At 67.0% G+C, this 25,158-nt stretch carries 23 protein-coding genes and 1 pseudogene; 11 read left to right on the forward strand and 13 right to left on the reverse strand.

What is annotated here, in order from left to right; all coding sequences use genetic code 11:
- Positions 1 to 61 precede the first annotated feature (61 nt).
- On the reverse strand, positions 62 to 1,033 hold the full coding sequence (locus HCT51_RS04370) for a VOC family protein (protein WP_224760662.1): 972 nt from the start codon (positions 1,031 to 1,033) through the stop codon (positions 62 to 64).
- 171 nt (positions 1,034 to 1,204) lie between these two features.
- Here HCT51_RS04370 and HCT51_RS04375 point away from each other — a divergent pair, with 171 nt between their 5' ends.
- Positions 1,205 to 1,744, forward strand: coding sequence for a TspO/MBR family protein (locus HCT51_RS04375; RefSeq protein ID WP_166870700.1), 540 nt, complete (start codon positions 1,205 to 1,207; stop codon positions 1,742 to 1,744).
- Positions 1,745 to 1,763: 19 nt separating this feature from the next.
- Here the strand turns inward: HCT51_RS04375 and HCT51_RS04380 are convergent, their stop codons facing one another.
- Together HCT51_RS04380 and HCT51_RS04385 are read right to left on the reverse strand one after the other, a co-directional pair.
- A complete protein-coding gene (locus HCT51_RS04380; protein WP_166870702.1) occupies positions 1,764 to 3,224 on the reverse strand; it encodes an L-lactate permease in 1,461 nt (486 codons plus the stop codon).
- Positions 3,221 to 4,231: a LacI family DNA-binding transcriptional regulator gene (locus HCT51_RS04385; protein WP_166870704.1), complete on the reverse strand. Its 1,011-nt coding sequence runs from the start codon at positions 4,229 to 4,231 to the stop codon at positions 3,221 to 3,223. Before HCT51_RS04385 ends, HCT51_RS04380 begins: the two co-directional genes overlap by 4 nt.
- Before the next feature lie 210 nt (positions 4,232 to 4,441).
- Here HCT51_RS04385 and HCT51_RS04390 point away from each other — a divergent pair, with 210 nt between their 5' ends.
- Genes HCT51_RS04390 through HCT51_RS04405 form a run of 4 tightly spaced genes read left to right on the forward strand, consistent with a single transcriptional unit; the run spans position 4,442 to position 8,068 of the window.
- Positions 4,442 to 5,833 carry an FAD-dependent oxidoreductase gene (locus HCT51_RS04390; RefSeq protein WP_166870706.1) on the forward strand — a complete coding sequence of 464 codons (1,392 nt, stop codon included), beginning with the start codon at positions 4,442 to 4,444 and terminating at the stop codon, positions 5,831 to 5,833.
- Positions 5,830 to 6,600, forward strand: a complete 771-nt coding sequence (locus HCT51_RS04395) for an SDR family NAD(P)-dependent oxidoreductase (RefSeq protein ID WP_166870708.1) — start codon at positions 5,830 to 5,832, stop codon at positions 6,598 to 6,600. Before HCT51_RS04390 ends, HCT51_RS04395 begins: the two co-directional genes overlap by 4 nt.
- Before the next feature lie 29 nt (positions 6,601 to 6,629).
- Positions 6,630 to 7,247: a cysteine hydrolase family protein gene (locus HCT51_RS04400; RefSeq protein ID WP_166870710.1), complete on the forward strand. Its 618-nt coding sequence runs from the start codon at positions 6,630 to 6,632 to the stop codon at positions 7,245 to 7,247.
- Positions 7,247 to 8,068, forward strand: a complete 822-nt coding sequence (locus HCT51_RS04405) for an aspartate/glutamate racemase family protein (protein WP_166870712.1) — start codon at positions 7,247 to 7,249, stop codon at positions 8,066 to 8,068. The genes HCT51_RS04400 and HCT51_RS04405 overlap by 1 nt, the downstream gene beginning before the upstream one ends.
- Before the next feature lie 37 nt (positions 8,069 to 8,105).
- On the opposite strand, the gene tcuA is transcribed toward HCT51_RS04405, so the two are convergent.
- The 4 genes from tcuA to HCT51_RS04425 form a co-directional block, all read right to left on the reverse strand.
- Complete coding sequence (gene tcuA, locus HCT51_RS04410; protein WP_166870715.1) at positions 8,106 to 9,665, reverse strand: FAD-dependent tricarballylate dehydrogenase TcuA; 1,560 nt, start codon at positions 9,663 to 9,665, stop codon at positions 8,106 to 8,108.
- The gene (locus tag HCT51_RS04415; protein WP_166870716.1) at positions 9,662 to 10,858 is read right to left on the reverse strand and encodes a flavin reductase; all 1,197 of its coding nucleotides are present in this window, start codon (positions 10,856 to 10,858) and stop codon (positions 9,662 to 9,664) included. The genes tcuA and HCT51_RS04415 overlap by 4 nt, the downstream gene beginning before the upstream one ends.
- A gap of 88 nt (positions 10,859 to 10,946) precedes the next feature.
- A complete protein-coding gene (locus HCT51_RS04420; protein ID WP_166870718.1) occupies positions 10,947 to 11,573 on the reverse strand; it encodes a TetR/AcrR family transcriptional regulator in 627 nt (208 codons plus the stop codon).
- Complete coding sequence (locus HCT51_RS04425; RefSeq protein ID WP_166870720.1) at positions 11,570 to 12,208, reverse strand: TetR/AcrR family transcriptional regulator; 639 nt, start codon at positions 12,206 to 12,208, stop codon at positions 11,570 to 11,572. The genes HCT51_RS04420 and HCT51_RS04425 overlap by 4 nt, the downstream gene beginning before the upstream one ends.
- A 148-nt stretch (positions 12,209 to 12,356) precedes the next feature.
- Between HCT51_RS04425 and HCT51_RS04430 the strand changes: the two genes are divergently transcribed.
- From HCT51_RS04430 to HCT51_RS04455, 6 genes and pseudogenes are all read left to right on the forward strand, one after another.
- Complete coding sequence (locus tag HCT51_RS04430) at positions 12,357 to 13,688, forward strand: ABC transporter substrate-binding protein (RefSeq protein ID WP_166870722.1); 1,332 nt, start codon at positions 12,357 to 12,359, stop codon at positions 13,686 to 13,688.
- A gap of 69 nt (positions 13,689 to 13,757) precedes the next feature.
- Positions 13,758 to 14,660 (forward strand): branched-chain amino acid ABC transporter permease, encoded by a 903-nt coding sequence (locus tag HCT51_RS04435; RefSeq protein ID WP_166870724.1) that lies wholly within the window; start codon positions 13,758 to 13,760, stop codon positions 14,658 to 14,660.
- Between the two features lie 16 nt (positions 14,661 to 14,676).
- Positions 14,677 to 16,446, forward strand: coding sequence for a branched-chain amino acid ABC transporter ATP-binding protein/permease (locus HCT51_RS04440; protein ID WP_166870726.1), 1,770 nt, complete (start codon positions 14,677 to 14,679; stop codon positions 16,444 to 16,446).
- 10 nt (positions 16,447 to 16,456) lie between these two features.
- Positions 16,457 to 17,191: an ABC transporter ATP-binding protein gene (locus HCT51_RS04445; protein WP_166870728.1), complete on the forward strand. Its 735-nt coding sequence runs from the start codon at positions 16,457 to 16,459 to the stop codon at positions 17,189 to 17,191.
- A gap of 2 nt (positions 17,192 to 17,193) precedes the next feature.
- Positions 17,194 to 17,907, forward strand: a pseudogene (locus HCT51_RS18665) (MmgE/PrpD family protein); the annotation flags it as partial.
- A 280-nt stretch (positions 17,908 to 18,187) separates the two neighbouring features.
- Positions 18,188 to 18,565: an MmgE/PrpD family protein gene (locus tag HCT51_RS04455; protein ID WP_370626961.1), complete on the forward strand. Its 378-nt coding sequence runs from the start codon at positions 18,188 to 18,190 to the stop codon at positions 18,563 to 18,565.
- Here HCT51_RS04455 and HCT51_RS04460 read toward each other — a convergent pair.
- The 6 genes from HCT51_RS04460 to HCT51_RS04485 all read right to left on the reverse strand — a co-directional run bounded on the left by HCT51_RS04460 (position 18,543) and on the right by HCT51_RS04485 (position 25,117).
- The gene (locus HCT51_RS04460) at positions 18,543 to 19,979 is read right to left on the reverse strand and encodes an FAD-dependent oxidoreductase (protein ID WP_166870730.1); all 1,437 of its coding nucleotides are present in this window, start codon (positions 19,977 to 19,979) and stop codon (positions 18,543 to 18,545) included. The genes HCT51_RS04455 and HCT51_RS04460 overlap by 23 nt on opposite strands.
- 81 nt (positions 19,980 to 20,060) lie before the next feature.
- Positions 20,061 to 20,903 (reverse strand): alpha/beta fold hydrolase, encoded by an 843-nt coding sequence (locus HCT51_RS04465; RefSeq protein WP_166870732.1) that lies wholly within the window; start codon positions 20,901 to 20,903, stop codon positions 20,061 to 20,063.
- Positions 20,900 to 22,075: an acyl-CoA dehydrogenase family protein gene (locus tag HCT51_RS04470; protein WP_166870734.1), complete on the reverse strand. Its 1,176-nt coding sequence runs from the start codon at positions 22,073 to 22,075 to the stop codon at positions 20,900 to 20,902. Before HCT51_RS04470 ends, HCT51_RS04465 begins: the two co-directional genes overlap by 4 nt.
- A 2-nt stretch (positions 22,076 to 22,077) precedes the next feature.
- Positions 22,078 to 22,950 carry an alpha/beta fold hydrolase gene (locus HCT51_RS04475; RefSeq protein ID WP_224760664.1) on the reverse strand — a complete coding sequence of 291 codons (873 nt, stop codon included), beginning with the start codon at positions 22,948 to 22,950 and terminating at the stop codon, positions 22,078 to 22,080.
- Positions 22,947 to 23,930, reverse strand: coding sequence for a VOC family protein (locus HCT51_RS04480; protein WP_191413762.1), 984 nt, complete (start codon positions 23,928 to 23,930; stop codon positions 22,947 to 22,949). The genes HCT51_RS04475 and HCT51_RS04480 overlap by 4 nt, the downstream gene beginning before the upstream one ends.
- Entirely contained in the window at positions 23,927 to 25,117 is a 1,191-nt protein-coding gene (locus HCT51_RS04485) for an acyl-CoA dehydrogenase family protein (protein WP_166870736.1), read from the reverse strand. The genes HCT51_RS04480 and HCT51_RS04485 overlap by 4 nt, the downstream gene beginning before the upstream one ends.
- Positions 25,118 to 25,158 lie beyond the last annotated feature (41 nt).

Consider the following 25,158-nt stretch of genomic DNA (forward strand, 5'->3'; position numbering starts at 1 on the left):
AGGGGTGCTGCCAGCTTGTCCCGGCACCGGCGGGTGCGCAAGGGCGGATGTCGGGCGAGGATCAGTCCGCGACGCTGAAGTGCACCTGGTTTCCCCACGGGTCGGCGACGGTCAGACCGGCATCCGTCTGTTCGAATGGCAGACCGGCGTCTTGCAGGCGGGTGACCACACCGTCCAGTTCGGATGCCGCGGGCACCAGCACCTCGAACGACCCCAGGCCGAGCCCGGCCGGTCGGGCGCCCGCGCCCGCGCTGCCCCAGGTGTTGGCGGCGAGGTGGTGGTGGTAACCGCCGGCCGACATGAAGATCGCACCGTTCACCTCCGCGGTCACCGCGAAGCCCAGGGTGTCGACGTAGAACTCGCGGGCCTGCCCGACGTTGCCCACTTTGAGGTGCACGTGTCCCATCGTGGCGTCACCGTCGGTGCGGTCGCCGAGGTGCTCCTGGATGAACGCGTTCGGGTCGAGCGACTCGCTGCCCATCTGCACCCGGCCGTTCTCCCACACCCAGTCTTCGCGGGGCGTGTCGATGTACAGCTCGACACCGTTACCCTCCGGGTCGCCGAAGTAGAACGCCTCGCTGACGGCATGATCGGTCGCGCCCTGGAACAGGCCGGGATATTGCGGAGCCAGTCGCGCCAGCGACTCGGCGAGGGCCGGGCCATCCGGGAACACGATCGCCGAGTGGTACAGCCCGGCATCCTGCGGCGACGCGAATTCGCCGTCGGCCGGCACAAGGCGGATCAGTTCCTCACCGTTGGCGCCCAGCGAGACGGCGCCGTCGGTCTCGTTCAGCAGCTCCAGGCCGACGCCCTCCGGACCGTAGAACTCGCGCATCGCCGGCAGGTCGCGCACCTGCAGCTCGATCGCGCCCATCCGGGTGTCGGCGTGCAGCACACTCTGCGGAACCTCGTCGCTCGGGGCATCCGGGGCGTTGGCCGCGGCCATCACGATCGAGGTCACCCCGCCCGCGATGAGGGCAACCAGAACGGAGATGCCGATGATCCAGAGGGGAATGCGAAGCGAGGAAGACACGGCTAAAGCCAACGTCTGCGGCATCCGTTGTATTCCTGATGGTGGTATTCGGATGTCGCTGTTCCGGATGTCGCAGAGTCGAGTGCAGGCGGCGGGGCCGTGACCCGGACCCGGCGCATCCGTAGCATGAGACGGAACGACCGCGACCCCTGACGAAAGCAGGCACCCGGCATGTTCCTGAAAGCGCTCCTTCTCACCGGACTCGCGACGACCGCCGCCGCTACCCTGGGCACTATTGCGTCGCAGGATGTCAACAGTCGCTGGTACCGCAAGCTGAAGAAACCGTCGATCCAGCCGCCTGCGGCGGTGTTCCCGGTGGTGTGGACCGCACTGTACGGCGACATCGCGGTGACCTCGGCGGCCGTGCTCAGTGCCGCCCGTAAGCGCGACGAGCGACCTGCCGGGCGGCAGCGCAGTGTGGAGATCCAGGATGCCGATCAGTTGGTCGAGTCCCCGCACCCGGCCCGCGGCTACCGGCGCGCGCTGCTACTCAATCTCACCCTGAACGCGGCGTGGTCGTGGTGTTTCTTCAAGCTGCACAACCTTCCACTTTCGCTCGGGGTGGCGACTGCGCTCGCCGCGAGCAGCACCGATTTGGCCCGGCGGGCCGGTCGGGTGAAGCCCGCGCTCGGGTGGGCGCTGGCTCCGTATGCGGTGTGGTGCACGTTTGCCACGGTGCTCACCGGGCGAATCCAGGCGAAGAACCGCTGAGGGCGGCCTAGAACGACCGCTAGAGCAGCACCCCGGCCGCCCAACTCAACGGCGCCAGCAGCAGGACCACAATGAGGTTCGCCAGCAGCACGTGTCGCATCACCACCGCAGGGTCCGCGGGTGCTCGCCCCTGGGCCACGGCATCCTCGGTCAGGCTCACCGCGAGCGCTACGCGGGAGGGCGAGGTCATCACCGCCGATCCGGATGCCACGTTCTGCACCGACAGCGCGGCCAGCTGGTCGGTGCCGAGGGCTACCGCGGCGTGGCTGATGCCCGACGCAAACATCGCGGCGGTGGCGGTGCTCGACGCCGTGATGTAGCCGCCGACGAATCCGATCACCGGGATGAGGGCCAGGAATCCGAGTCCGAGTGAGGCCGCGGCATCCGACAGTCTCGCGCTCATGCCGTTGACCGAGAGCAGTCCGCCGAAGCCGATGAAGAGCAGGGTGGTGAGCGTCACCGGGGCGAACCGCTTCAGGCTGACGGTGACCACGCTGAGCGACTGCGCCCAGGGCAGCCGGAAGAACAGGGGAGTGGAGAATGCGGCGAGCAACATCCAGATCGCCGGGTTCGCGAGGATGTCGCCCCACACGCCGAGCGGGAACAGGCGATCGACGGCGATCGCCAGCAACAGCGTCACGATCAGCACCAGATACGGGTAGAGCGAGCGCACGGTGAACCGGTCGGGCGTGAACGCGCGGCCGCCCCGGAGCCGCGCGAACAGCATCAGGATGGCGATGGCGCCGAGGGAGGCGATCACTCCACCGAGCGGTGGTCCGAATGCCAGGTTCACGGCAATCAGGATCAGCCACATCACGAGCACGGTGACCAGGGCCTCGAGCAGCATGCTGCGGGCGCGTCGCCAGCCCACCCCGACCAGCAGGATGGCGATGCCCCCCACCAGCAGTACGGGCAGGCTGAACAGGGCACTAACGACACCCAGCTGCACATAGTCGACCGCGCCCAGTTCGGCCATGATGATGTTGCCGGGACCGAGCGATCCCCACGGGCCGAGCACGATGCCGAGCAGGCCGATGCTGGCGGCTTTCGTCGGTGTCAGCCCGAGTCGCAGCAGCAGCGGGACGGAGGCGACGACGCCCAGTCCCCAGCCGACGATCGATTCCACAAACGGGGCCACGCCGAGCCCGATCAGCAGTACGGCGCGGTCGGGCGTATGTGCAGCGGCACGCAGCCAGTCGCCGATGGCGTCCTGTGCGCCGACGGTGCCGAGATACTCGGCAAGCAGTACGCCACCGAAGATGATCACGAGCACCGAGAGGGCGACCGGCCAGAGGGATGGCACCACGTCGTCGAACAGTCCGGGATCGATCGGGAATCGGATGCCGGTGAGCACACCGGTCAGTGCGATCACTATCAGAGCGGCGGGGACCGGCTTCATTCGAAGGGCGAGCAGCGTCACCAGCAGCACGAGGGGAATCAGAGCGAGCAGTGTGTCCAGCACCGGGTTGGGTTCGGTCATGCGGACGCGGATTCCGGTGCTGAGGCGACGGAGGTGGAGTCGCGCACGACAAGGGATCCGGCCACACGGTGCGCCGTGGGCTCGGCGCTGCCGTCGATCAGCGACATCAGCACGTCGGTGGCCAGCCGTCCGGCCTGCTCCACCGGGGCATGCACCGTGGTGAGCGCCGGTTGTATGAAGTCGGAGCCGAAGGTGTCGTCGTAGCCGACCACGCTTACCTGCCGTGGCACATCCACACCCAGATGCTGCAGTCGGCGGATCAGGCCGAGTGCGATCTGGTCGTTGAACGCGATGATGGCGGTCGGACGTCGGGACAGTGCCACTTCGGCGGCGGCAGCGCCCTGGCTGACGATGGGCTGGTACGGGCCCATCCGGTCCAGTTCGATGCCATGCAGGGCGGCTGTGCTGCTGAGGGTGTTCCACCGGCGGGATTCCGACCACGACAGCGCCGGGCCCGCGACGTAGACCACACGGCGGTGGCCGAGCGAGGCGAGGTGTTCGATGATCTGTCGGCTGCCGTCTTCGGTATCGATCACCACACTGGCGATCCCCGCGACTTCCCGGTTGAACAACACCACAGGCCGTCTGCGGTTGAGCTCGATCAGGTCGGCGTCGGGCAGCCAGCGGGCGTGCGCGATATAACCGCTGACGGTGTCGACCACCCGGCTGACGTGTTGACGCTCCATCTCGGCGGAGTCCTCAGCGACTCCGAGGGTGACGGTGTATCCGGCGGTGCGAGCCTGTCGTTCGACCCCGGTGAACAGGCTTGCGAAGAATGGGTTCGAGAACTCCTGCGTCAGCAGGTCGATGCTCTTCGTCGGCGTGGCCGGTGACTTGGCGATTCCGCGCGGACGGAACCCGAGTTCTGTCGCGACTCGACGGACGCTCTCCACCGTCTCGGTGCTCACCCGGTCTGGGTTAGAGAACACCCGGGAGACGGTGGACTCGGCAACCCCGGCGGCTCGTGCCACGTCAGCGAGGCGGATTCGACCCGTGTGATCAGTCATGACACCTGCTTTCCGGGTCTCAGCCTACGACAATTTGCGGCAACTTTTGGCAAGGTCCGGCCACGCTTGTTCTGTTGTCGATGCAACGAATGGCATCCTGTGGCGGGCCTTGTGAAGCACTGCTGGGTGTGACAGTCTGCTCTGTAGCGATCACTACAGGATTGGTCGCTGCAGGATTTTCACCGCAGGGTGTGCCCGAGGAGACTGTCGATGACGACCTTTCCACGACGCGTTGACGTGCTCGTCATCGGCGCCGGCTTGGCTGGCTGTGCCGCCGCGCTCGCCGCGGCCGAGGCCGGGTGCTCGGTGCTGCAGATCGAGAAGGAGCCCCATTCCGGCGGCAGCACTGTGCTGAGTGCCGGCTTGTCCGCGTTCGCGGGCACGCCAGAGCAACAGCGCCAGGGCATCACCGACTCGGCCGAACTGTTGCGCAGCGACATCCTGGAAACCGGGTTGCACGTGTCTGACCCGGCACTGGTCGACGCCTACTGCCGGGAGCAATTGGCGACCTACGAGTGGTTCCGTTCCTATGGGGTTCGGTACGGCACGGTGCATGCGGCGTCTGGCCAGTCCGTTCCTCGGTCCCACCCGAGTGACACGCGCCGAACCCTCGACCTGCTGATTGCCGCGGCCGCCGAACGTGGTGCCCGGCTCGTCACCGGTGCAGCCGCGCACCGGTTGATCCGGGTGGGGGAGCGGGTCGTGGCCGTCGACGTGCGCGCGGGGGACACCGTGTCACGTGTGGAGGCGGGGGCGGTGGTAATCGCCACGGGCGGCTTCTCGCAGAATCCGCAGTTGCTCGAGCGGTTTGCGCCACAGATGAACCACGCCGTGCGCGCAGGCGGAGCCGGGTCGACCGGCGACGGGCTGCTGCTTGCCTGGCAGCTGGGTGCCGGCGTGATCGACACCCCGCACATCAAGGCGACCTACGGCATCTATCCCTGGCCGCATGAACACGAGTACGGAACCGGCGTGCTCGCGGTGTACAAGGGCGCCATCGCCGTGAACCAGGCCGGCCGGAGGTTCACCGACGAATCCCTGCCGTACAAGGTGCTCGGCGACGCAAGCCTCGCCCAGAACGGCGGTCACACCTGGCAGGTCTGGGACGCCGACGTTATGGAGCGGAGCGTCGATGACGTTCCCATTTACGACCTCGCCGGCCGGGCGGCCACCGGTCTTGCCGTGCGCGCGGAGACCCTTGACGAACTTGCGCGCCTGATCGGCGTTCCGGCCGCGGAACTGACCACGACCATCGACCAGTACAACGCCGCGATTGATGGCGACACGGCCGATGAGTTCGGCCGGGTGCACCTATCGGGCGGAGTTGGGAACCGGTGTCGCATCGCGCGTGCTCCCTTCTTCGCCCATGCCTCAACAGCGGTGGTGCTCGCGACATACTGCGGGCTGACCGTCACCCCGGATAGCGCCGTGCTCGACGTCTTCGGCGATCCCATCCTTGGCCTGTACGCGGCAGGTGAGGTGACGGGCGGCTTCCACGGCGGCGGGTACATGACCGGCACATCCATCGGCAAGGCCGGCATCTTCGGTCGCATCGCGGGTGCCACCGCCGCGGCGGCAGCGCTCACCGAGGCGGCCGCATGAGCGCGCTGTTCTCGCTCGAGGGCAAGGTTGCGCTCATCATCGGTGCAGGTGCGGGCGGACTGGCCGAGCCGATCGCCCGCGCCTTCGCCGAGCACGGCGCGCGACTGGCGCTGGCCGATCGCGCCGGACGAGAGGCGGATGTCGCCGCCACCGCCTCGCACTCTGATCCGGAGGCGAGCACTCACCTCGTCGACGTCACCGATGAGGCGCTCGTCGTGGCGATGGTCGACGAGGTTATCGCTGCCCACGGGCGCATCGACATCCTGGTCAACGCGGCGGGCGTGATGTTGCGCAAGGAGTACGACCAGACCACGGTCGCCGAGTTCGAGCGAGTCATCAGCGTGAACCTGACCGGAACCTGGCTGGTGAACCGAGAGGTCGGCAAGCGGATGTCGGCGGCTGGCAGTGGGCGGATCATCAACTTCTCCACTGTGTACGCGGAACGGGTCGGCCCGGTTCCGGAATCGGCGTACTACGCCTCGAAGGCCGGCATCGTGAACGTCACGAGGGCGATGGCTGCCGAGCTCGGTTCCTCCGGCGTGACGGTGAACTGTCTGGCCCCCGGTGTCTTCTACCCGACCCAGATGACCGCGGCGCTCGCCGAACAGCCGGAGCGACTGCAGTGGTTCTCCGATCGCACGATGCTCGGCCGACTCGGTGACCCAGCGGTCGACATCGCCGGCCCGGCTGTGATGCTCGCCTCGGATGCCTCCGCCTACATCACCGGTCAAGTGCTCTACGTCGACGGCGGATGGTCCGCCTGGTGACCCACCTCAACACAACAAAGGATAAATCGATGCAGTACTCCCGCCCCGCCCTGCTCATGCTCGACTACCAGGTGGCGTTGTGCGACCCCGAGGCGAATCGCGCCCCGGCGCTTGCTGCTCAGGTCGCCGAGCGGGCGGTGGTTCCGGTCGCGCAGGCGGTGCTGGCCGCTGCCCGGGATGCCGAGCTGTTGATCATCCATGTGCGTCTGGCGTTCGATGACACCTATCTGCTGCGCACCAACCGGCTCGCCCGCTTCGACAGCTACCCCGAGAACCGGGCGATGCTGCGAGGGTCGGCGGAAGCCGCGATCATCGCGCAGCTCGCACCCGAGCAGGGGGAGCCGGTTCTCGACAAGAGTTGCGTGGACCCGTTCATCGGTTCTCCGCTGTTGTCGGTGCTGCACGCCGAAGGCATCGGCGAGATCATCATCGGGGGAGTCGCCACCAACCTGGTGGTCGAATCGACCGCGCGGCACGCGTCCGACTCCGGGCTGCAGGTCACGATCGTCGAGGACATGTGTGCCTCGTTCTCGCCCGCGGCCCACGACTTTGCCATGGCGAACATCCTGCCGATGTTCGGCAGTGTCTTCTCCTCGGCCGAGGTGATTGGTCGGCTGAGTGAGCACGCCGAACGCGGAGCCGCCTGATGACTCGCATCTGGCACCAGAGCTTCACCGTGCTCGACGACGTGCCGCACTACCGTGACGCGCTGCGCCGCCACTTGGGTTCGGTCGCCCGCCCTGGCACCGAAATCGACTTCCACGGCATGCGGCCCGGCACGTACCCGTCCGACTACCCGGGCACCCACATCGGCTACGCCTACCTGAGCGGGCTGCACAAGGAGCAGTTCGTCTCGGCCGCGCTGCAAGCCCAGGACGAGGGCTACGACGCGTTCCTGATCGCCACCATCCCTGATACCGGGTACGAGGAGATCCGCACCCTTGTCGACATCCCTGTAATTGCGCTCGGCCAGACCTCGGTGCTCGCGGCCGCCCAGCTCAGTGACCGTGTCGGCATCGTCAACTTCATCGCTGCACTGGAGCCGCAGCTGCGACGCAACATGCGCAACTACGGGCTGGAGCGACTGGTCGGGCCGATCACCCAGGTGGATGCCGCGTTCAGCGATGTGATGGCCGCCTACGCCGACCCCGCCCCGCTGGTCGCCGCGTTTGAGGCGGCCGCTCGCGAGGTGATCGCGCAGGGCGCCACGGTGATCGTGCCGGGAGAAGGTCCGTTGAACGTGTTCCTCGCCGAGCAGGGCATCGCGCGGGTGGACGAGGTGCCGGTGCTCGACTGCCTGGGCACGGCACTGTCGGTGGCGGAGCGTCGGGCCGACCAGTATCGTCGCACCGGCTATCGACCGGCCCGGGTGGGGTTCTATGGCGAGCAGCCGCCGCGTGCCCTGCTCGACGCGGCGCGTTCCTGGTATGGCGTGACCGGTGCCCTCGACGCCCGCGAGGACGCCTGACATTCAGTTCGAGCCAGCGGGCCTGCGCGGCGGTGCCTCAGGCCAGCAGGCCCACTCGGCGGCCGAACACGGCGCCCAGCGCGAGCCCCGCTCCGCCCGGGTAGCCGCCCCAGTAGATGCCGCCCAGCATTTCGCCGGACACGAACAGGCCGGCGATCGGAGCGCCGTGCTCGTCGAGCACACGCCCGTCCACGTCACTGGCGATACCGCCGTAGGTGAAGGTGATGCCGCAGGTCACCGGGTAGGCGTAGAACGGCGGTGCCGCTAACTCCACCGCCCAGTTGCTCTTCGGCGGCGCGACATCCGCCCGCCTGCCGTCCTTGATTGTCGGGTCGAACGCGGCGTCCGGGGTGATCGACGCGTTGAACTCCAACACGGTTTCGGTAAGGCCCGCCGGGTCGATGCCGGCCTGCCTCGCCAAATCCTCGACCGTGTCGGCGATCACGACCGAGATGCCCGGCATGTCGTACTGGTCGGGCCGCAAGAGCTCCCTGGTGCGTGAATCGAAGAGCTGGAAGGCGATGTTGCCGGGCTGGGCGAGCACTTCCTTCCCCAACTTCGAGTAGGTGTAGTTACGAAAGTCGGCGCCCTCATCGAAGAACCGCTCGCCGTCGCGGTTCACGACGATGCCGAGCGGATAGCTCAACCGGGCGAGCCGGTTGGTCAGCTCCCGGTTGCTCGAGTTCTCGGCATACCAGGCGTCCAGTTGCACGGCATGCACCGTGTCCCAGTCGCCATCGCGGGCGGCGCCCACCTCGAGCGCCGCCGAGATCAGGTCGCCGGTGCTGTACGGCGTGCCGCGCACCACGACCTGGTCCCAGCCCGCGCCGAGGTGCTCGGTGAGCAGTTCAGGGTTGGCGTGATAGCCGCCGGCGGCGAGGATGACCGAGCCCGCCGCGAGCTGCTGTCGTCCGTTCGGGGTATCGACGACAACACCGGTCACCCGGTCGCCGTCGGTTGTCAGGGCGGTGACGCGGTGCTGGTACCGGATGTCGACGCCGAGGTTTCCGGCGATGCGGGTGTAATCCTCAATCATGCCGACACCGCCGCCGACATTGCCGACGTGGAGGCCGCCCCAGAACAACCAGCCGCCGTCCGTCTGTGAGTAGGCCTGCCGGCCGTACAGCAGCTCGTATCGCATGCCGAGGCCGTGCAGCCAGCGCAGAGTGTCGTGGCTGTCGCCGACCAGCACGGCGGTGCGGTCCGGATCGTTGCGTCCGCCGCTCAGGCTGGTGATGTCCGCGACGTACTCCTCGGCGGAGTAGGGCGGCACCACGGTACGCTCGTGCCGCGGGTCGGCGTCGAGGATGTCGCGCAGGTCGTCGAGTCCGCCATGCGTAATGCGGGTCGCGCCCGCCGTGTAGTAGCTGTTGCCGCCCGCCGCATCGCGAGGCGCCTTCTCCAGCAGCACCACCCGTCGGCCCCGTTCAACGGCGGCGAGCGCCGCCGCGAAGCCGGCGTTGCCGCCTCCGACCACGATCACGTCGGCTGCACCGGCTGCACCGGCTGCACCAGCGACATCGGCGGCACCGACAGCACCAGCGGCGGCTCCGGCGGCACCGATTGCACCAGGCTCATCGGCCCGATCGGCGTTCATCGGGCCGATTCCTGCAGTCGCCCGCTCGGAAGCATTCCGCCGACGGCCAGGGTCGCCGCTGCCGCCGTGTCGATGAGTCTTTCGGCGTACTGGTGGATCGCTGCGGTGGAGATCCGGCCGGGCGGTCCCCACAGGGTGAGGGTCAAGGCGACGCTGCCGTCTGGTCCGAAGACGGGGGCAGACAGCGACCGCAGTTCGTGAGAGACCGACTCGTCGAGGTCGCCGGCGTTGTATCCGACGGTGACGCGCTTGATGGCGTCGCGCAGCGTGTCGGACGAGACCTCCGGGTCCTTGGAGTTCACCTTTGTCGAGAGTGACTCCAGGCGCTCACCGTCCGTGTGCCCGATGGCGATGCTGTAGCCGCGCTCCAGGATCCGGTCGGGTGCCTGCCGCTGGATCTCGACCTGGTGCTCCGGCACGTCGCTGCCGAGCCGGTCGAGCCAGTGCTGGCGCAGTCGGTCGTCGCCCCAGGCGGCGAAGACGCCGCCGAGGGGCGGCATGAACGGAACCCGTTGCCCCACCCTCGTGGGCGATTGCGCTGTCTTGGCGCGGCCGGCCGCGGCGGTGAGCACCAGTTCGTCGCGCACCAGGGAGATCGCGGTCACCTCGCTGTCGCAGTCGGCGGCGAGCTCCTCCATGTGCGGGCGGGCGAGATCGACGAGTCGGAGCTGGTCCACCAGGTCGGCGTCACCCGCAGCGAGCGACTGGGGCAGGAACGAACCGTATCCGCCGCGAAAGAACAGCAGCGGATTCGTGGCGCCGAGCACGTCAAGGTCGGTCACCAGTCCGATCACGATCTCGTGGTCGCCGGCATCGTGCACGGCGACGGTCTCGCAGTCCACGAACGCGACGCTCGCCTCGATGATGGGGGAGCCGCCCGCCGAGGGGCGCCAGGGGATGCCGGCGAGCTTGTCGGTCTTGCGGGTCGCCACCTGCCGGCACACCGCCTCCTGCGTATCGCTCAGAATGTTAATGCAGAACCGGCTGCCTGCAGCGCGGATGGCCGCCCACGAGCCGGAGTTCTTCTGCGGCATGAACGCCACCAGTGGCGGGTCAAGCGATACCGAACTGAAGGTTCCCACCGTCATTCCGAGGGGCTGGCCATCGGCATCCGTTGCGGTCACCACGACGACGCCCGTCGGATACTGTCCCAAAACCTGGCGGAACCGGGCCGCCACCGTGTCAGTCGTCATGACAATCCTCACCATTGAGTCGCACTACTTCTCTGTAGTGATCACTACAATGACACCAAAGAGGATGACGCGCAATACGCCGGCCGGGTTAGAGGTCGGCTTCGGCTTCGGCGATAGCGGTCTCCACGACCGTGACGATCAGGTCGACGAACGTGTCGGGGTCCCAGAGATCGGCGATCTGGTAGGCGAGGAACAGGCCGTCGGTGAGTGCGATGATCAGCGTCGCCAGTCGGTGCGGCAGGGCAGGCTGGCGGGCAATCAGGTCGGCGTCGATGGATGCCGCGAACCAGCGGGCGAGCGCGTCGGCCACCTCCTCGCGCACCTGCAGGAACAGCGCGCGCCCCACTGGCTCGGTTTCACGCCGTTCCAGGGCGAGCATGTGGCCGATCCGCAGGAACTCGGGTGCCGACGGCAGGGAGCGGCTTGAGTGGTGGAGCAGCCTGCGCAGGCCATCGCCGACACTGATATCTGCCGGGAACGGCTCCCAGGCCGGCTGCTCGGCGTTCCACTCCCGGAAGCTGTGCCGCACGACTTCGGCGAGCAGGTCGTCCTTGTCCGTGAAGAACCAGTAGAGCGAGCTGGCGGGCAGCCCCGACCGTTCGCAGATGCGCGAGATGGTGGTGCCCTCGTAGCCACGCTCGGCGGCAATCTCGGCGGCCGCTTTGAGGATCCGCAGCCGTGATTCTTCTGGCTGGGCCGTGTCGACGGCGCTCATGAGGCCACCTGCGTCAGTCGCCGGGCCGCCACGGCGAGGCCCGAGGCTACGGTGTCGACCAGCCAGTCCAGGTCCCAGCCGCGGTTTGCGTTGGCGCCGACGAACAGCCCGTCCATGGCGGCGAGGTGGAAGCGTGCGAGGGTGATCGCAACATCAGGACTAGTGCCAGGATGCTCCTGCTCGAGCAGCCCCGACCACCACTCGGTGAGCCGGGCCAGCGTGTCCTGACGGATCTCGATGTACCGCCCTCGGGCGGCGGGCTCCTTAACGCGGTGTTCCAGCGCCAGCATCAGCCCCAGCCGCCAGAACTCGGGTTTCCGGCTGAAGGCGGCGGCCGCGTCGCGGAACCGGGCATGCACCTGCTCCTCGAACGGCGTCTGGGTAACGGATGCCTTCCAGGTCGGACCGACCTCCCGCCAGTTGCGGTAGCTGAACTCCAGCACTTCGGCGAGCAGGGAGTCTTTGTTCTTGAAATGCCAGTAGATCGAGCTGGCCGGCAATCCGGTCTTCTCGGTCACCAGTGCCACGCTCGTGCCGTCGTAGCCGCGTTCGGCCGCGATTTCCAATGCGGCTTCCAGAATGCGCTGTCGCGACACATCGCCCTGCTGGTGGTGGCGGTCAGTCTTGCGCGGCATTGCTTGGGGCTCCGGTCCAGTTCTCGTGCTTGCTGTTCCGACACCCTACAAGCTACAGTTCACGAAACACGCTGTAGTGATCACTACAGAGTAAAACCTAGCACCTTGCACCCGAATCCGCTTCAAAGGCGAAATGGAGACAGAACGAATGGTTCTTGCAGACATGGGTCGGCGGCGCAGCCGCTGGACGCTCACCCTCACATCCGTAGCGGCGGGAACTCTCCTGCTCGCGGGTTGCGCCGGCGGCGCAACCGCCCAGCCCGGCAGTGACACGACCGGGGACGCGCCGGAGGCGGCGCAGCTCGGCGAAATTCTCGGTGTCGAGGGCGGTGAAGCAGCCGGCGAGGGAGTCGAATGGACGCTCGGCGCCGCGCTACCCCTCTCCGGACCCGGCGCCCCCGAGGGCAAGGAGATGCGCCAGGCCATCGAACTTGCGATCGAACAGATCGAGGCATCCGGCGGCCCGTCCATCAGCCTCTCCGCCAAGGACATCAAGAACCCCGACCCGGTGGCGGCGAAACAGGCGGCAACCGAACTCGCCGAGGAAGGTGTCGCCGGCAAGATCAGCACCTACGGTGACGCGCTGGGGGCGATGATCGAAGACACCATCGCGAGCAAGATGCTCACCCTGGACGGCGTCGGCGGTGCCCAGCCCCACCTGATCGGCACCCCGTACTACTACGGCACCACCGCCGTGGCACCCGCCGACGTGCTGCCCGGCGCGATGGAATGGCTGAAAGAATCCGAGTCCGGCGCCAAGACCGTCGGCCTGGTCGGCTGGGAACTCGGGCCACTGAACGACCCGATCCGAGCAGATTTCAGCGCCAAAGTAGAGGAAGCCGGTCTGGAGTTCAACGGACTCTGGGAGACCGTGTCACCGATGACGCAGGACTTCGCCAGCCTGATCACCAAGATCAAGGCGAACCAGCCCGATGTCATCTTCATCGGCATGGGCGCCCAGGCTCCTGGCGCGTTCACGAGCCAGGCGGTTGCGGCGGGAATCGACTCCACCCTGATCGGCATCGAGTTCACGAAGACGGCGCTGGACGCCTCGAAGGGCAGTTTCGACGCCGGCGCCTACCACTTCGCAATGAACTACTTCGACGCGACCAACCCGACCAACCCGCTGGCCGAGTACTTCGTCGAGACCTATTCCGCGAAGTACCCTGACTCGCCGGAGCCGTCGTTCTACGCCGCCAACGCGTACGAGAACACGTTGGCGTTCTGGCAGTTCCTCCGCGGCACCATCGAGGCCGGCGGCGATGTCACCAGCGGCGACGACCTTGTGGCGGCACTGGAGGCCAACCCCGATCTGCCGAGCCTGTACGGCGGCGACGACAGCACGGTCGGTGTCACCACGATCAACCTGGAAACCCACGGTGTCGCCAGCCGGGCGATGGGTGTCTACCAGTGGAAGGACGGCAGCGCCCACGCGCTCGCCACGTTCGACATCGACGCAGCCGATTTCGAACTGAAGTAACCATCCCGGCAGCGGGCGGGCGATTACGGTCGCCCGCCCGCTGACGGATCACCTTCCGGAGGCAGACCCATGGAAGATTTCCTTCAACTCACCATCAACGGGGTGTTCCGCGGCGCCTTCTACGGCGCCCTCGGAGCCGGGCTTGCGCTCATCCTCGGTGTGACAGGGCGTTTTCACTTCTCCTATGCGCTGACCTACACCGTTGCGCCGTTCGCCGCGTACGGCATCGCGCAGGCGGTTGGACTGTCGTTCTGGCCGGCGGCGCTGGTCGGTGTGCTGGCGGCCGTGCTGCTCAGCGTGGCCATCGAACTGCTCATCTACCGTCCGGTGGCAGCCCGGGCCGGCGCCAACACGCTGCTCGCTGTCATGGTCTCCTCGCTGGGGTTCAGCATCGTCGGTGTGGCGCTGTTGCAGTTGCTGCTCGGCAGCGGCAGTGTGCCGTTCTACGGTCCTCCGCTGCAGGCGATCACCGTCGGACCGGTGCTGTTCACCAACTTCGACCTGTTCCAGGCCATCACCTCGGTGGTGCTCGTGCTGGCGCTGACCGGACTGCTGGTGTGGACACCGCTCGGCCGCAGCATCCGCGCCACCCGCAGCAATCCACAACTGGCCGGCGCTCTCGGCATCCGCACGTCGCGCATCAACATCGTCGTGTTCGCGATCGGCGGGCTCATTACCGGGGTGTGCGCGATCTGGTACGGACTCCAGTACACCGTCGATCCGATCATGGGCGACCGGGTGATCATTTACAGCTTTGTGGTCGCCTTCCTCGCCGGCACCCGCAGCAGCCCGCTGCGCGCTCTTGCCGTCGGCGCCGTCGTGGCGTTGCTGGAGCAGTGGGCAACCCTCGTGCTGTCGGTGCAGTGGTCGCAGACCGCGGTCTTCCTCGTGCTGGTGGTGTACATGATCGCGCTGTCGACACAGCGCATCTGGCGCCCCTGGCTCACCAACCGTTCGCGGGCAACCGCCTGATCCCGCGAGGACTCACATGTGGATTAGCTACCTGATCGAAATCCTGCTCGTCGCCTCGCTCGCCGTGAGCGTGAACCTGCTGGTCGGCTACGCCGGCCAGGTGTCCGTGGCGCATGCCGCCTTCGCCGGCATCGGCGGCTACACCATCGGCTATCTCGTCACCGCGCACGAGTGGCCGTACGCCCTCGCGATCCTCGCGGCCGTCGCTCTCGCGGGCGCCGTGGGGGTGCTGCTGGGTCTCGTCGCGCTCGGACTGTCCGAGGAGTATCTGATCCTCATGACGCTGGTGTTCTCGCTCGGCCTAATTGGAGTGATTGCCGGCGTCGATGCGCTCGGCTCGAGCCTCGGCATCACGAACATCAGGAATCTCGACCTGCTCGGGTGGCAGCTCGACGACCAGTTGGACTGGGTCATCCTGGCCGCACTCGTGCTCGCGCTGGTGTTCTCCGTCTGCTGGCGCATGGGCCAGTCACCGTACGGTCGGGTGCTGAAGGGCATCCGCGAAGACGGGCTCGCCACGCAGTCGCTTGGCAAGAACGTCTTCCGCTTCAAGGTGGTCGTCTTCGCGATCACCTCGGCGATGGCCGGCTTGTTCGGCGCGGTCTACTCCGGCTGGCTGGGGCTCGCCACCCCCGGCGCGTTCGGTTTTCCGTTCGCGATGACGATCTTCGCCATCGTGATCTTTGGAGGCAGAGCCAACCTCCTCGGATCGGTGCTGGCCGCCGCGGTGTTGACCTTGGTCGAGCCGGTGCTGCGCTTCGTGGTCGCCCTCGACTCCTCGACGGCATCGCTCGTGCAGCTCGCGATCTACGGGGCGGTGTTGATCGTGTTCATGATCGTGCGGCCGCAGGGCCTGCTGCGCGAACGCCGGCGGCGGGTACCGGTGCCGGCGGAAGCCGTGATGGCGGATGCCGCGAGAACGGACGCTGTGACGACGGATGCCGTGACCCCGGATGCCGCGGCGCCAATCCCTCCGGCGTACGCACGCGACGTCGAAGCACCACCGGCCGGCGGTTGGGCGGAGCAGCCCGTGACACTCGAAGCTGTTGGAGTGAGCAAGAGTTACGGTGGAATCCACGCCGTGAAGGACCTCGACATCCGCTTGCGCAAGGGCACGGTCACCGCCCTGGTCGGCCCCAACGGGGCAGGCAAGACCACCACCTTCAACGCGCTCACCGGATTCGTGGTGCCCGAGCAGGGAAGCGTCATGCTCGGCGGCATCGAACTGGTCGGCAAGAAGCCGGACCACATCGCCCGGCTGGGGCTGGTGCGCACCTTCCAGGATGTTCGCCTGTTCCCCCGCGTCAGCTGCCTTGAGAACGTGATGATCGCCGTTCCCGATCAACATGGGGAGCAGCTGGGCGACCTGTTCGTTCCCGGCACTCGGGTCTCCCGGGGAGATCGGGACGTCGCGGAGAAGGCTCTGCGTTGGCTGGACTTCGTCGGGATGGCCGGGCGCGCTGATATCGCTGCGGCCGAGATCTCGTACGGCCAGTCCAAGCTCGTCTCGCTGGCACGGGCGCTCGCCACGGAAGCCGATGTGCTGCTGCTCGACGAGCCGGCCTCCGGAGTCGACGGCGCCTGGGTCGACGTGATGCTCGGCATCATCGACGCAGTGCGAGCCGAGGGGCGCACCGTCTGCCTCGTCGAACACAACCTCGAGGTGGTGCGGCAGCTGGCCGATCACGCGTACTTCATGGAACTCGGACGGATCACCGACGAGGGATCCGTCGATCAGCTGATGAGTTCCCCACGACTGGCGGAGGCATACTTTGGCGCACAGTAACCCGAGCGGAATGCTCACCGGCGACCGAACCACCGACGCTCCCCGGCTGCTCAGCGTGGAGGGATTGCGTACCGGCTACGGGCGCAAACAGGTGGTGCACGATGTCGGGCTGCACGTCGCGGCGGGGGAGATCGTCGGCCTGATGGGCCACAACGGCGCAGGCAAGACCACTCTGATCCGCGCGGTGCATGGACTGCTGCCGGTACAGGGCGGCCGTGTGCTGGTGGACGGAGCCGACATCAGCCGCGGCTCGGTTGCCGACTCGATCCGACTCGGGCTCGCGCTGATCCCCTCGGAACGGTTCGTCTTTCCCGACCTCAACATCCGCGCGAACCTGCTGCTCGGTGCGGTGAACGCCCGGCGGGGCACCGACCGTGACGCGCAGCTCGCCTTCGTTGAGGCGCTGTTCCCGATACTCGCCGACCGCGCCACCCAGCTCGCCGGGTCACTGTCCGGCGGGCAGCAGCGGATGGTCAGCCTCGGCATCGCGCTGATGGCCAAGCCGAGGCTGTTGCTGCTCGATGAGCCATCGCTCGGCCTGGCGCCGAGCGTGGTCGAACAGATCTTCGGCACCCTGCGCCGTCTCGCCGACACCGGCGAGATGGGCATCCTGCTGCTGGAACAGAACGTCAAGCAGTCGCTGACCATTTGCGACCGAGTGTACGTGATGCGGTCCGGGTCGCTGATCCTTGACACGACCGCTGCAGAGATGCGCACCCGGGAAAGCTACTGGGACCTGTTCTGACGGTGGGTGCCGCAGAGACCGCGCTCGCCGACCTGGTCGCCAACCGTGACCGCGTCTGGTCGGCGCGCGCCGGTCAGCTGGCGGATGCGGCGATCGCCGACACCCTCGCCGTCGGGCTGGTCGGGCTGAGCGAACCGCAGGTGGGCATCGCGCGCGCGACCCTTCTGACCAGCGCACAGCCGGATGCCGTGCCGACGTGGTCGCCAGCAGAACAGTATTCGGTGCCGGATGCCGCGTTCCTGCTGGGCGTTGCCTGTCACAGCCTGGACTGGGATGACTACATGCACCCGATGCACGGCCATTGCAGCGCCGTGCTGCTGCCGGTGGCATGGCTGCTGACCGAGCAGCGCGACGGATCAGGAGCCGACCTGACCGATGCCTACCTGACCGGCTACCAGGCGAACTATTTGGTCAGCCAAGCGCTGGGCCACGCCCACTACCGGCACGGCTGGCACGCCACCAGCACGGTCGGCACGATTGGGGCGGCCGCGGCCGCAGCCCGACTGCTCGGGCTGGACCAGCAGCAAGCCGGGCATGCGCTGGCGATCGCCGCCTCGTCGGCTGGCGGCATCCGCGCCAACTTCGGGACCTCCACCAAAGCGCTGCATGCCGGTTTCGCCGCCCGGAACGGTGTGCAGGCGGCGCAGCTCGCCCGTGCCGGCGCGGAAGGCAGCGCCGACTGGCTGCTCGGCGAGCACGGGATGCAACCGGCGTTCAGCGGCGACCGTGCGGGCGACGATGCCGCGCGCGCGATTCTCGCCGCGACCGAGGGTTCGCACGGCATCGAAACCGAGTGGGGACTCGTGCAGAAGCCATACTGCTGCTGCGGCAGCTGTCACGCCGCCGTGGAGGCGCTGATCGCAGTGGTGGAACGGCATGATCTGGCCGGGAACGAGATCGACCGCGGACTTACACGTCGACCCGATTGTGCCGGCGATCATGCAGGTCTCACTGCCGCACGACCAGTACTCGGCCCGGTACAGCCCGACCTGGGTGATGGCCGTCGCCGCCACCGACAGGGCCGCCGGGCCCGATCAGTTCTCGATGGCCGCGCTCGGTCGCGGCGAGGTGCATCGGTTGCGCGAGCGGGTTCGCGTGCACGCCGACCTGATCACCAGCGATGATGATCGCTTCGCCGGGCGGGTCGAGGTGCACGCTCGCGGACAGCGTTTCATCCAAGAGCTGAGACACGCTTCCGGGCACCCGCGCCGTCCGTTCGACGACGGCATGGCCGGGATGAAGCAGCGGGTGGCGCTCGGCATCGCGACATCCGCGGCCCATGTCACTGGGCTGGAAGTCGCGCTCGCCGACCTGGCCACGATGCCGCGATTGCGCGCGCTCGGTGATCAGCTCAGGCGATTGCCCGCTCGGTAGTGTTCTGCAGCGAGAGCCGCGCGGCGTTCCGCCCTGCGATTCGACCGAAGGTGATTGACCGCATGACCGACGTGGATCCGGCGTACGCCTCGTAGTACAGGCCGGTCATCTCGCCTGCTCCGAACAGGCCATCGATGGGATGCCCGTCCGACGTGATCACCTGGGCGTCGAGGTCGGTCTTCACGCCGCCGAAGGTGAACACGTTCGCGCAGATCTGCGGGTAGGCGAAGAACGGTCCCTCGGTCAGCGGGCGGGCCCAATTAGATTTCACCGGCTGCCCGGCGGGGCGCGAGGCCAGACCGTCGAGCTTGCTCCAGCCGAACGGCACGTCATCGGCGCTCGCCGCATTGAACTCGGCAACGGTGCGCACGAGAGACCCGGCGGGCAGGCCGAGCAGGGTCTCCAACTCCTCAACGCTGTCGGCGGTGTATGGCTCGACGTCGGTGCCGATGGCGTGCTCGTACCCCGGGATCTGTTTCACCTGCTGGTCGAACACGGCGTAGCCGATGCTGTCGTCCTGCTGCAGGATGGTGCGCGCCACCGTCTCATAGGTGAGGTCCACCGTCTTCGCGCCCTCGTCGAGGAACCGCTCACCGGCACTGTTGACCAGGATGCCGTACGGGTAGGTCATCACCACGGCTTCCGCCACCGCGCTGCGCGGGTCTTTCGGCTCCGCATGGAACAGGTCGAACTGCCCCTCGGTGGCGGCGCCCACCTCGAGCGCCATCCGCAGCCCGTCGCCGCGGTTGTGGGCTCCACCACGGGAGATCGGCGGAACCCGATAGGCATTGCGGCCGACGTACTTGCTCATCATTTCGCGGTTGCCCTGGAAGCCTCCGCAGGCGAGCACCACCGCGCCGGCGCCCAGCGTGCGCACCTGTCCGGTGCGCTCACGCACCCGAAGGCCGATGATCCGGCCACGGTCGTCGGTGATGAGCGATTCAGCGCTGGTCTCGTACAGCACGGTTGCGCTCGTCGCCTCCAGCCGTGCGAACAGCGGTTCGACGATGTTCACGCCGCCGCCCGCCGGCTGGTAGCGCGTCGCCGACAGGGTGAGGAAGATCGTCGGCAGGCTCTTCAGCTCAACGCCCTGTTCATGCAGCCAGTCGAACGCCTCGGGTACCTCGCGCACCAGTGCGTCGTAATAGTCACGGTTCGCGTAGCCCTTCGACGCCGACATCGCGTACTCAACGAGGTTCGGAACGGGTGTCGTGGTGTTCTGCAGGCGCAGATACGCGCCCGACCAGCGAGTATTGCCGCCGCGGATGTCCTTCGTCGATCGCTCGAGCACGGCCACGCGCGCGCTGCCGCCGGTCTCCTCGACGGCGCTGAGCGCGGCGGACAGGCCGGCCGCGCCGGCACCGACCACGATGACGTCGAATTCATCGTCGAAAGCGGGGGTGGTGTCGGTCACGGTTACTCCTTGTGGCTAGGGATGCTGCTGGTACGGATGTTCCAGATACGGATGTTGCAGTAGTACTGCGGATGCTGGTTCTCAGACGATCTCGGCAATGAAGCGCGTGAGGAGGGTCTCGAACTTCTGGGGGTGTTCAATCTGCGTCCAGTGCCCGCACCGACCGATCACGTACAGGTTGGCGTTCGGCAGGTGCTCGGCGAAGTAGTGGCTCGCCTCGAGCGGGATGATGCGGTCATCGCGGCCGTGGATGACAAGGACATCGTGATCGATGCTGGCGAGCTCGTCGGGGGTGAAGATGCGACGGGCGCCCGTGGGGTTGAAGCTCGCCCGGTGCGAACGCGCGACATCCGCTCGCTCCACGTATGCCATGCGATCGGCGGCGACCGCGTCGATGCGTCCGGCGAGCAGTGCCGGCTCGTAGACGAACTCGCTGAGCAGGTCGCGCAGGCTGGTTTCGCTCGGCTCCGCGTAGAACTCACGGAGGTGCTGCAGCCCGGGTGACACGGTACTGGTGGGGGCGCCGCCGGAACCCATCAGCATGACCTTGCCGATGCGGTCGGGTGCGGCCAGCGTCATCAGCAGAGCCAGTTGTCCGCCCATGGAGTTGCCGACCAGGTGCACTCGGTCGAGTTCGAGCGTGTCGAGCAGCCCGAGCAGTGCCTCGGCACGCAGCTCGTTGAACGGCCCCATGCCCTGTGGGGGATCGAGCGGATGACTCGAGTCGCCGAACCCGATCATGTCGGGGGCCACGCAGTGGAACGTGTCGCCGAGATCGCCGATGATCTGCTCCCAGTTGGACAGGCCGGTGGCACCCGGCCCCGAGCCGTGCAAGAACAGCACGGTCTCGTTGCCGGGCTCACCGGTTTCGTTCACCCGGAAGACGTGCTCGCCCACCGCGAGCTCGGAGCGGCGGATGCTCACAGGTGCACCGCCGGCAGCTTGCTGCTGCCGAGAACCCGGCCGGCGTATGCGCGTCCGAGTGCGTCGGAGGCCAGGAACGCGTGCCCGGACGCGGCCATGACGTCCTGGAACTTTCCGTGCAGCGGGTGGTCGAGGTAGGCGGTGCGACCGCTCGCGGATCGCATCAGGTCGGACACGGCATCCGTCGCCGACTGGGCGCTCTTGGCCAGTTCCCACCGGTAGAAGGCGCGGGCGTCTTCGCTCGGTACGCTGCCGGCCTCGGCGATTTCCATCAGTTCGGTGGCCGTGCGGCGCATCCGTAGGCTGGCGCCCCCGATGGTGAAGGCTGCCTCCGCGAGATGGTCCTGAATCACGGCCTCGTCGCGGAGCAGCGTTCCGTAGTTAGTGCGTCTGGTGGTGGTTTCGGCGGTCCACAGGTCGAGGAAGCCGTGGACCGCGCCGAGTGCCCCCGCGGTGATGATCAGGTTGAACAGCACTGCCCACGGCACGCGGTAGAGCGCTGCGGGGTTGAGTTCTTGGCCGGGCAGGGGAGTGCCGAGCGCTTTGGTGTACAGCAGGTGCGACTGCACCCGGTGCTCTGGGACGAACGCGTTGTCGACCCGGACGTTGTTGCTGCCGGTGCCTTGGAGGCCCGCGGTGTGCCAGACGTCGTCGATCGTGTACTGGTCGAGGTTCAGGATGGCCGACATGAAGTCGGGGTGGCTTTCGCCGTCGATCTCCCGTTCGCCGACGACCGCCCCGAGGATGACGCCGTCGCAGCGATCGATACCGGAGGAGAACGACCAGAGACCGGAGACCCGGTATCCGCCTGGGACCTTCTCGAAGCTTCCGGTCGGGGTGTAAGACGAGGCGATGGCCCGTTCGGGGTTGTCGCCCCACACTTCCTGCTGGGTTTCGTCGGGGAACAGCGCGATCTGCCACGGGTGGACGCCCACGACCGATGCCACCCAACCGGCGGATGCTGATGCCCGACCGATCGCGACGATGCCGTCGGCGAAGTCGGTGATCGATGCCTCATCGCCACCCCAGCGCTTCGGCTGGAAGGCGCGGAGGATGCCGGTCTCGTGCACGAGTTGCCAGGAGCGGTCGCCGAGGTGGCGCTGCCTGGAGCTGTCGGCGTCGGCCTCGGCCAGGGCGGCCGCCGCCGCGCGGGCTTTCTCAGCGATAGTCATGGTCAGATCAGTCCTTCTACGAAATCGGACAGGATGGTGCGGAACCGGGTGGCCTGCTCGACCTGTGTCCAGTGCCCGCAGTGGTTGAGCACGTACAGGTCGGCGTTCGGCAGGTGTTCCGCCAGGTAGTAGCTCGACTCGATCGGCACGATGGCGTCGTTGCGACCGTGCACCACGAGTGTCTTGTGCGGAATTGCCGCCAGTTCGTCGGGCGACCAGGTGCGGAACGGGCCCGGTGCGAAGGTTCCGAGGTGGGAGCGGCGGATGTCCTCCCGCGCGGCGACCTCGGCGCGTTGTGCGGAGATTTCCCGGATTCTGGGGCCGAACGCCTCCTTGTCGTGAACGAACAGCAGCAGCAGTTCTTCCATGCTCTGTGCGGACGGGTTGTCGTAATACGTGACGAGCTGGATCAACCCGGGAAGGGGCTGCAGGTCGGGCATGCCGCCCGAGCCCATCAGCACCATCCGTTCGATGCGGTCGGGGATCAGGCCGGCGAGCTCGAGCGAGAACATGCCGCCCATCGAGTTGCCGACCAGGGTGACCGTGTCGAGCTCGAGTTCATCCATCATCCGGATGAGCTTGTCGATCCGCAGTTCCATGTTTGTCGCGAAGCCCTGTGGTGACGGGTCGGGGTGAGTGGAGTCTCCGAAGCCGATAATGTCTGGCGCGATGCAGTGGTACCGGTCGCCCAGCCCCTGCATGAGCGCTGCCCAGTTCGAGTGTCCGGAGACGCCCGGGCCGGAACCGTGCAGCATGAGCAGGGCCGGCTGTCCGGGTGTGCCCGTCTGGTTGACGTGCATCGTCATCCCGTCGCCGACCGGCACATCCGCGGTGCGGATGGCCGGTGCGGCAACGGCGGTGGTGGTGGATGTCACGGCTGCAGGACCGGTTCTGCCTGCGGCTGTCCATCGACCGAGCCCTCGGCGGGAGCCTCGGCCGAGGCCTCCACCGGTGCGGTTTCCACCGGGCGGATGATGCCGGGAGGCGCGGTCATGTAGCGCTCAGACCGGTGGTGGCCCCAGATGCTCGGATGGTTGTAGTCGCGAGCGATCCAGCTGAGATCGTCAACGACCAGACCGCCGTAGCCGTACTCGATCTGCAGGCTCGACGGGGTCGAGATGTAGGTCGAGATCATCAGGTCGTTAGTGTGTCGCCCGATTGAGAGCAGGGTGTCGGTGTCGTACTCCGGCAGCAGGTCGATCGTGGCTCCGAGGTCGTCGATGTTCGCCACCTCGAGCATGAGGTGGTTGAACCCGGTGAGCCCGGGGACCTCGGCGAGGGCGATTGAGTGGTGGCGACCGTTGCAGTGGTAGAAGCGCAGGTTGAAGATGTCGCTCTTGATCCGGTCGGAGAGGCGGAAGCCCAGGATGTCGGCGTAGAACTGGCTGCCCTCTTCGAGGTTCGGCACAATCAGCACGATGTGTCCGAGACCCTGGCTGCCGGTCACGAAGCCATCCATCTTGCGGGGCGACTTGAACGAGTTCGGGATGGTCAGTTTGCCCCAGACCAATTCGTGACGGTTGCCCCACGGGTCCTCGAACCAGTAGATCTCCACCACTTCGCGTTCGGCGGCGAGCGCCTCGTCACCCTGGGTGACGGTGACGCCTTGCCCCCGTAGGTGTTCGACGAAGGTGCGGAGGTCGGTTTCGTTGGCCATTCCCCATCCGGCGTAGGCGAATTCATCCTTTTCCGAAGGGTGGATGGCGATGCGGTAGTTGACGTTGTCGACGCGCAGGCGGACAGCACCGTCCGGTCCGTCGTCGACCATCTGGCAACCGAGCAGGCCGGTTCCATAGGTTCGCCACTCTTCGTACTTGGGAGAGGCGAATCCGACATAGGCGAGTTCTTGAATCACAGCATTACCTCCGGGGCTTTCGTGTTGAGAAGTGAGGCACCGTAGTACTGGCCTACGGCGTCGGATGAGAGGAAGGCATGACCGAGAGCGGTCGTGACGTCCTGGAACAACTTGTGGAGCGGGTGGTCGATGAAGGCGGTGCGGCCGCTGGATACGCGCACCAAATGGTTGACCTGTTGGCCGACTTCCTGGCAGCTCTTGGTGATGTTCCAGCGGATGCGTGCGCGTTCCGGGCGTTCTAGGTAGACGTCTTCTTCCGCCGCCTGGGTGATGGTGTCGACCGCCTCGAACATCTTCTTCACTGCGGCGTCGTGAACCCATTCCGCGTTTGCCAGGTGCATCTGCATTAGCGGGTCGTCACTCAGTGAACCTCCCCAGTTCGATCGCCGCTCAGTTGTTTCGGCGGCCCATTGGTCGAGGAATCGACGGGTCAGGCCGAGCACCGGGGCGACCAGGACGAGGTTGAACATGACCGCCCAGGGCAGGCGGTACAGGGTCGATTCGTTCGTCTCGAAGCCTGGCGGTGGGCACGCCGGGTTGTATTCGTACTTCGGGTGCGAGAGGAAGCGGTGCTCTGGAACGAACTGGTCGTCGACCACGACGTCCTTGCTGCCGGTTCCCTTCAGGCCAGCCGTGTGCCAGGTGTCTTCGAGCTTGTACTGATCGCCGAGCAGCAGGATCGAGCCGTAGTTGGGAATCTCGAAGCCGCCTATGTCGAACATGCCGGCGTTGCCGCCGAGGATGACGGCCTGGCAGTGGTCGCCGCCGGACGAGAATGACCAGCGACCGTTGACTCGGTAGCCGCCTGGCGCCTTTTCCACTTTGCCGGTTGGGGCGTATGACGACGAGTTGGTGTGTGCCGGGTTGTCGCCCCACAGTTCCTGCTGCGTTTCTTCCGGGAAGAGGGCGATCTGCCAGGGGTGAGATCCCACTACGCCGGCGACCCAGCCCGCGGACGGTGCGTGTCGGGCGAGTTCGTAAACGTGGGTGAGCTGGTTGCGCAGGCTGATTTCGCCTCCGCCCCAGCGGGCCGGCTGCAGACCGCGCAGGATGCCGAGATCCTGCATCAGCTTCCACGTGTCCGAGGTGAGCATGCGATCAGTAGTCGCCTGCTGTTCGCCTCGCTCCAGCTCGGGTGCAAGTCGTCGTAATGCTGCGACGACATCTATTTCCGCGACAACGCTCATGCGTCGGGTCTCTCCTTCGTCATTGAAAGATGAAGTGCCAG

The organism is Salinibacterium sp. ZJ450 (assembly GCF_011751885.2).
GTDB lineage: Bacteria > Actinomycetota > Actinomycetes > Actinomycetales > Microbacteriaceae > Ruicaihuangia.